The organism is Streptomyces sp. PA03-6a (assembly GCF_033792765.1).
GTDB lineage: Bacteria > Actinomycetota > Actinomycetes > Streptomycetales > Streptomycetaceae > Actinacidiphila.
The window spans coordinates 1-5,589 of the sequence record NZ_JARAVK010000396.1 but is presented as its reverse complement, the minus strand read 5'-3'; the positions used below and the strand labels follow the sequence as shown (position 1 = coordinate 5,589).

4 protein-coding genes are annotated in these 5,589 nt (G+C 72.1%); 1 reads left to right on the top strand and 3 read right to left on the bottom strand.

Annotated features, from left to right (window positions below; all coding sequences use genetic code 11):
• Positions 1-65 precede the first annotated feature (65 nt).
• Positions 66-962, top strand: coding sequence for a polyphosphate kinase 2 (ppk2, locus tag PV350_RS43960; RefSeq protein ID WP_499512757.1), 897 nt, complete (start codon positions 66-68; stop codon positions 960-962).
• Between the two features lie 178 nt (positions 963-1,140).
• On the opposite strand, the gene PV350_RS43955 is transcribed toward ppk2, so the two are convergent.
• The 3 genes from PV350_RS43955 to PV350_RS43945 all read right to left on the bottom strand — a co-directional run.
• The gene (locus PV350_RS43955) at positions 1,141-2,817 is read right to left on the bottom strand and encodes an Ig-like domain repeat protein (protein ID WP_500338984.1); all 1,677 of its coding nucleotides are present in this window, start codon (positions 2,815-2,817) and stop codon (positions 1,141-1,143) included.
• Positions 2,818-3,074: 257 nt separating this feature from the next.
• Positions 3,075-3,548: a hypothetical protein gene (locus tag PV350_RS43950; protein WP_500338982.1), complete on the bottom strand. Its 474-nt coding sequence runs from the start codon at positions 3,546-3,548 to the stop codon at positions 3,075-3,077.
• A 101-nt stretch (positions 3,549-3,649) separates the two neighbouring features.
• On the bottom strand, positions 3,650-5,589 hold a 1,940-nt coding region (locus PV350_RS43945; protein WP_500338981.1), incomplete at its 5' end, for a putative Ig domain-containing protein.

Sequence of the window (5,589 nt, the reverse complement as noted above, 5' to 3'; positions counted from 1 at the left end):
GGGGGGCAGGGTTACGGTGGGAAGGGCGTACGCCCGTTCCCGCGGACCCGGAGGTGAGAGGCGGCATGACGACGCTCCCGCACCCCGCGGACCTGGATCTGCTCGCCGGGATGCAGGTCGACTACACCGACCAGGACGACCCCGTGCTGATCCGGCCGGACGGCAGCCCGGTCGAGACGTGGCGCGAGAACTACCCGTACGACTTCCGCATGGAGCGCAAGGAGTACGAGTGGCACAAGCGGCTCCAGCAGATAGAGCTGCTGAAGCTGCAGAGCTGGATCAAGGAGACCGGCCGGCGGCTGGTGATCGTCTTCGAGGGGCGCGACGCGGCCGGCAAGGGCGGGACGATCAAGCGGTTCACCGAGCACCTGAACCCGCGCGGGGCGCGGGTGGTGGCGCTGGAGAAGCCGACCGAGCGTGAGCGCGGGCAGTGGTACTTCCAGCGGTACGTGGAGCACCTGCCGACCGCGGGCGAGATCGTGCTCTTCGACCGCTCCTGGTACAACCGGGCCGGCGTGGAGCGGGTCATGGGCTTCTGCACGGATGACGAGTACCAGCGGTTCATGCGGCAGGCACCCGCCTTCGAGCGGATGCTCGTGGACGACGGCATCGACCTGGTGAAGTTCTGGTTCTCCGTGTCGCGCGACGAGCAGCGGACCCGCTTCACGATCCGCCAGGTCGACCCGGTGCGGCAGTGGAAGCTCAGCCCGATGGACCTGGCCTCCCTGGACCGGTGGGACGACTACACCGAGGCCAAGGTCACGATGTTCCGGGAGACCGACACCGAGCAGGCGCCCTGGACGGTGGTGAAGAGCAACGACAAGAAGCGGGCCCGTGTGGAGGCGATGCGCGCCGTGCTGGGCCGCTTCGACTACGGCGACAAGGACGAGGAGGTCGTGGGCGTGCCCGACCCGAGGATCGTCGGTGCCGCCGCGAACCTGCTCGAGGCCGGCGAGGCCTGAGCCCAGGTCCCTGGCGCCGTGGATGATTCGTCCATCTCCGGCTCCCAATCGGGACAAATCATCCATTGACGGCAGCGGCCCCCGCCGCGCGACCCCCCCGCATCCGGCCGACACGGGCGAGGCCGCCCCGGAGGTTCCGGAGCGGCCTCGCCCGTGTGCGTCCGTCCGCCGGACGGCGTCACTTGGTGAAGTACATGTACTTCCAGGGGCCGTAGGTCGTGGTGTTCACGGAGTCGCCCGAGGAGCCCTTGACGTACGAGGAGCGCATGCGAGCGCGGATGCCGGCCTCACCGGGGGCTTCGAGCCGCACGGCCGACTTCCCGTTGGTGGCGAGCCAGAAGTACTGGCTGCCGGCCGAGTACCACTTGCCCTGGTAGTAGACCTGCAGCTCGAACCGCTGCTTGCGGTTCTCGTAGTAGCTCATGGACGTGGTGAACACCGGGTCGGTGTTCTTGTGGAACCAGTAGTACGTGGTCGAGCCGATCTTGCCCGTCTTGTAGTGCCGGGAGACGGACGTGGAGACCTTGATCTGGGTGCCGACCGAGCGGGACACGGACTTCGGCGCGTAGGAGAAGTCGCCGCCGAACGAGGCCCAGAAGGTGGTGTTCCGGTAGAGCTTGTAGGTCACCTTGAAGTCGCCGGAGGAGTTGACCTTGCCGGTCTTGACCAGCTTCTTCGTGCCGTCCGCCGCCTTGGCGTAGATCGACACCACGCGGCTCTTGCCGGTCTTGCCGAGGTGGCCGGTGACGGTGGCCGTCGAACCCCAGGAGTAGGTCGAGTGGTTGGTCTTGACGCTGACCGAGGTGGCCGCGCGGGAGACCGAGACCGTGTCCTTGCCCAGGGCGGCGGTGTGCGTTGCGTCGCCCGCGTAGTGCACGGAGTAGGTGACGGTGCCGCCGGTGTACGGGGTGTCCGCGAAGCTGAACGTCCCGTTGGAGGCGACCGTCTTGGTGCCGAGCGACTTGCCCTTCGGGGTGGTGAGGTCGGTCCGGGTCACCGTGACCTTGGTGCCGGCCGGGAAGGGCGCGGAGGCCGTGAGCTTGCCGCTGACCGTGATCTTCGTGGTCCGCTTGGCGGTGGCGGGGGCGTTCACGGTGAGCGTGGTGGCGGCCCGGGTGACGTTGACGGTCCTCCTGGCGGTGGCGGCGGCGTGGGTCGCGTCGCCCGCGTAGGTGACCGTGTAGGTGTTGTTGCCCTGGACAGCGGGGGTGTCCTTGAGCTGGAAGACGTTGTACTCGCCGATCGTCGCGGTACCCAGCGGGGTGCCGGTCCCGCCGTGGCTGTCGGTGCGGGTGATGGTGACCGCGGTACCCGGCGCGTAGTCCTCGGTCGAGCCGAGGGAGCCGCTGATCGTGACCTCCGCGCCGGGCAGGGCCGTCGCCGGGGCGGACACGTTGAGGGTGGTCGAGGCCCGGGCGACGGTGACGGTGCCCGTCGCGCTGGCGGCGGCGTGGGTGGCGTCGCCCGCGTAGCTGACCGTGTAGGTGTTGTCGCCCTGTACGGCCGGGGTGTCCTTGATCTGGAAGGTGCCGTCTTCGGCGACGGTCGCGTTCCCGAGCGCGGTGCCGGTCGTGTCGGTCGGGTCGGTGCGGGTGACGGTGACCTCGGTGCCGGCCGCGAACGGCTCGGTGGAGCCGAGGATGCCGGTGACCGTGACCTCCGCGCCGGGCACCGCCGTGGCGGGGGCGTTGACGGTGAGGGTGGTCGCGGCCTCGGCGACGTTGGCGGTGTCCCCGGCGGTCGCGACGGCGGTGGGGCCGTCGGCCGCGGCCGGCGTTGCCGTGACCCCGAGCAGGGACGCGGTGGCGAGCAGGACGGACAGAGCCGTCCCGCCCGCGAGGTGGCGGGTGCGCAAGCTGGTTCCCCCCAGGCAGGCGTGGGTGGCCGGAGGTCTTCCGGCGAGACGTGGGTGCGCCGCGGGGCGCGGACCCCCGTGGCGGGCCCGGCGCGCCTTCGTCGGCGGCAAGAGGGAACGCTACGTCATGCCTCTGACAGCGGGCCACTGCATTGTCGGCCCGCGCCGATCCGTTACCGCCGCTTCGCCCGGCGGTGGGGATCCCGTGGCCGATTCGATGCCCGGCGCCGTACAACCTCCCTGCGGGGAGGGCGTGTTCACCGGTCGGCGACCCGCACGGTGACGGTCCACTCCCGCAGTCCCAGGCACGCCACCTGGTCCGGGGCGGTGGGTGTGGCGCACAGCGGCTGGGTGGCGGTGAGCCGCGCCGTGCCGGATGCGGTGGCGCGGTAGGCGGCGATGGTGTCGCCGCGGGGGGCGCCGATGCCCGCGTTGGTGGGGGTGAGGGCGCCGCCCTCGCTGGTGACGGGGGACCACGGGCGGTCCGGCGTGCCGTCGAGGGTGACGCGGACGGTGCCGCCCGCGGTGAGGCAGACGGTGCGGCCGGTGTCCGCGGTGGTGAGCGCGGCCTCGGACACGCAGGCCCCTCCCGTGCCCGCTCCGGAACCGGCGCTGCCGGTGGCGCCCGGGGCGCTGCTCCGGCCGCCGTCCGCGGGGCCGCCGGACTGCGTGCCGCAGCCGGTGAGCAGGAGTGCGGTCGCCGCGAGGACCGCGGCTGTCGTATGACGCATGGATGGCCTCCCTTCCTCTGTGAAAGGTTTGACGTGTTCCAGGCGCAAAAGGGTCCCGGCCGCCTGCCGGCGGCCGGGACCCTTCCCGCGGGGAGGCGGGGTCAGGCCGTGGTCAGGGCGGTGTCGTCGACCACGAAGCCGGTCTGCAGGGAGGAGTCCTCGGTGCCGGTGAACTTCAGGGTCACGGTGGAGCCGGCGAAGGAGGACAGGTCGAAGGACTTCTGGGTGTACCCGGTGCCCTTGTTGAGGTTGGACCAGGTCGCCAGGGTGGTGGAGCCGGCGGTCAGGGTCAGCTTGTCGTAGGCGGCGGTGGTGGTCGTCTCGGCGGAGTCGACGTGCAGCCAGAAGGTCAGCGTGGCGTGGCAGCCGCTCGGGACGCTCACCGTCTGGGAGAGCGTGTCGGTGTGGGTGGAGCCGTAGCCGTCCAGCCAGGCCTTGTACGTGCCGCCGTGGGCGGCCTCACCGCTGTCGCCGGTGATGACGCCGCTGGACGCCGTCCACGAGGTGCTGCCGGACTCGAAGCCCGGGTTGCCGAGCAGCTGGGCCGCGGTGCAGGTGCCGCCGCCCGCGGGGGAGACGGTCCAGCCGAAGGAGGCGGAGCCGGAGGCGCCGGTGCCGTCGGTGGCGGTCACCGTGGTCTGGTAGGTGCCCGCGGCCGTGGGGGTGCCGGAGATCAGGCCGGTCGAGGCGTTGATGCCGAGCCCCGTGGGCAGGCCGCTCGCGCTGTAGGTGAGCGGGGCCCCGGCGCTGTCGGTGGCCGAGATCTGCAGGCTCTTCGCGGTGCCGACGGTGGCGGTCTGGCCGCCCGGGCCGGTGACGGTGACCGTGTTGCCGCTGCTGGTGCCGTTCTTGAAGGCGGTCACGCCGTTCGGGGTGCCGAGGCCGGTCGGGCCGTCGTAGCCGGTCTTGCCGGTGCACAGGTACGAGCCGGAGCAGCCGCCGTTGGCGCCGCTGGTCACGTCGTAGAGGTTCGCCGTGTGGGCGTAGGGGTACGACGCCGGGTTGGTGCCGGAGGCCGGGGCGCCGGCCAGGGCGTACACACCCGCGATGAGCGGCGCGGAGGCGCTGGTGCCGCCGTAGACCGCCCAGCCGGAGCCGCCGTAGGTGTCGTAGACCGCGACACCGGTGGCCGGGTCGGCGACGGCGGAGACGTCCGCGACGGTGCGCCTGGCGCAGCCGGTGTCGGTCTGCCAGCTGGGCTTGGCGTCGTACGCGGAGCAGCCCGAGCCGGTGCCGTCGCCGCCCGCGCTGGTGCCCCAGACCTTCTCGGACCAGCCGCGGGTGGTGGACGCGGTGGTCAGGGAGGTGCCGCCGACGGCGGTCACGTAGCGGGAGGCGGCGGGGTACTCGGCGCCGTAGCCGGAGTCGCCCGCGGAGACGGTGATGGCGACGCCGGGGTGGTTGAAGTAGGCGCTGTCGTAGGACGGGTCGGCGGACTCCTCGTCGCCGCCGTAGCTGTTGGAGACGAACTTCGCGCCGAGCGCCACGGCCTCGTTCACGGCCGCGCCGAGGTCCTCCATGCTCGCGGAGTCCGCCTCGACCAGCAGGATGTTGCAGCTCGGGCAGGCGGCGCTGACCATGTCGAGGTCGAGGGCGATCTCCCCGGCCCAGCCGCTGTCCGGCGTGGGGAGGCTGGTGCTGCTGCCGGTCTGGCTCACCTTGCGGAAGCAGCCGCTTGCGACGGTGCAGGCCGAGAGACCGTACTGGGAGCGGTAGGTGGCCAGGTCGGTGGCGGCGTTGGGGTCGTCGTAGGCGTCGACGATGGCCACGGTCAGGCCGGAGCCGCCGGTGGCGGGCAGGTTGTAGGCGCTGTGCAGGTTGGCCGGGCCCAGACCGGACGGGGTGGCCTGCGGCGAGAGCGTGTCGTCGCGCCTCATCGCGATGTCGGTGCGGCGCTGCGCGAGGCAGCCGAAGTCGCCTGCGGCCGGTGCGCCGCACAGGTGCGTGGTCGGTACGGCGGCGCCGGCCGTGCCGGTGGGGTGCACGGTCTGGGCCGCGGGGGACTGCAGGGCCCGGGCGTTCTGCGTGTCCCGGGCCCTGC

Excerpts from the sequence above, each read along its gene's own strand:
- PV350_RS43950 (WP_500338982.1), bottom strand. The coding sequence starts at position 3,548 with ATGCGTCATACGACAGCCGCGGTCCTCGCGGCGACCGCACTCCTGCTC.
- ppk2 (WP_499512757.1), top strand. The coding sequence starts at position 66 with ATGACGACGCTCCCGCACCCCGCGGACCTGGATCTGCTCGCCGGGATG.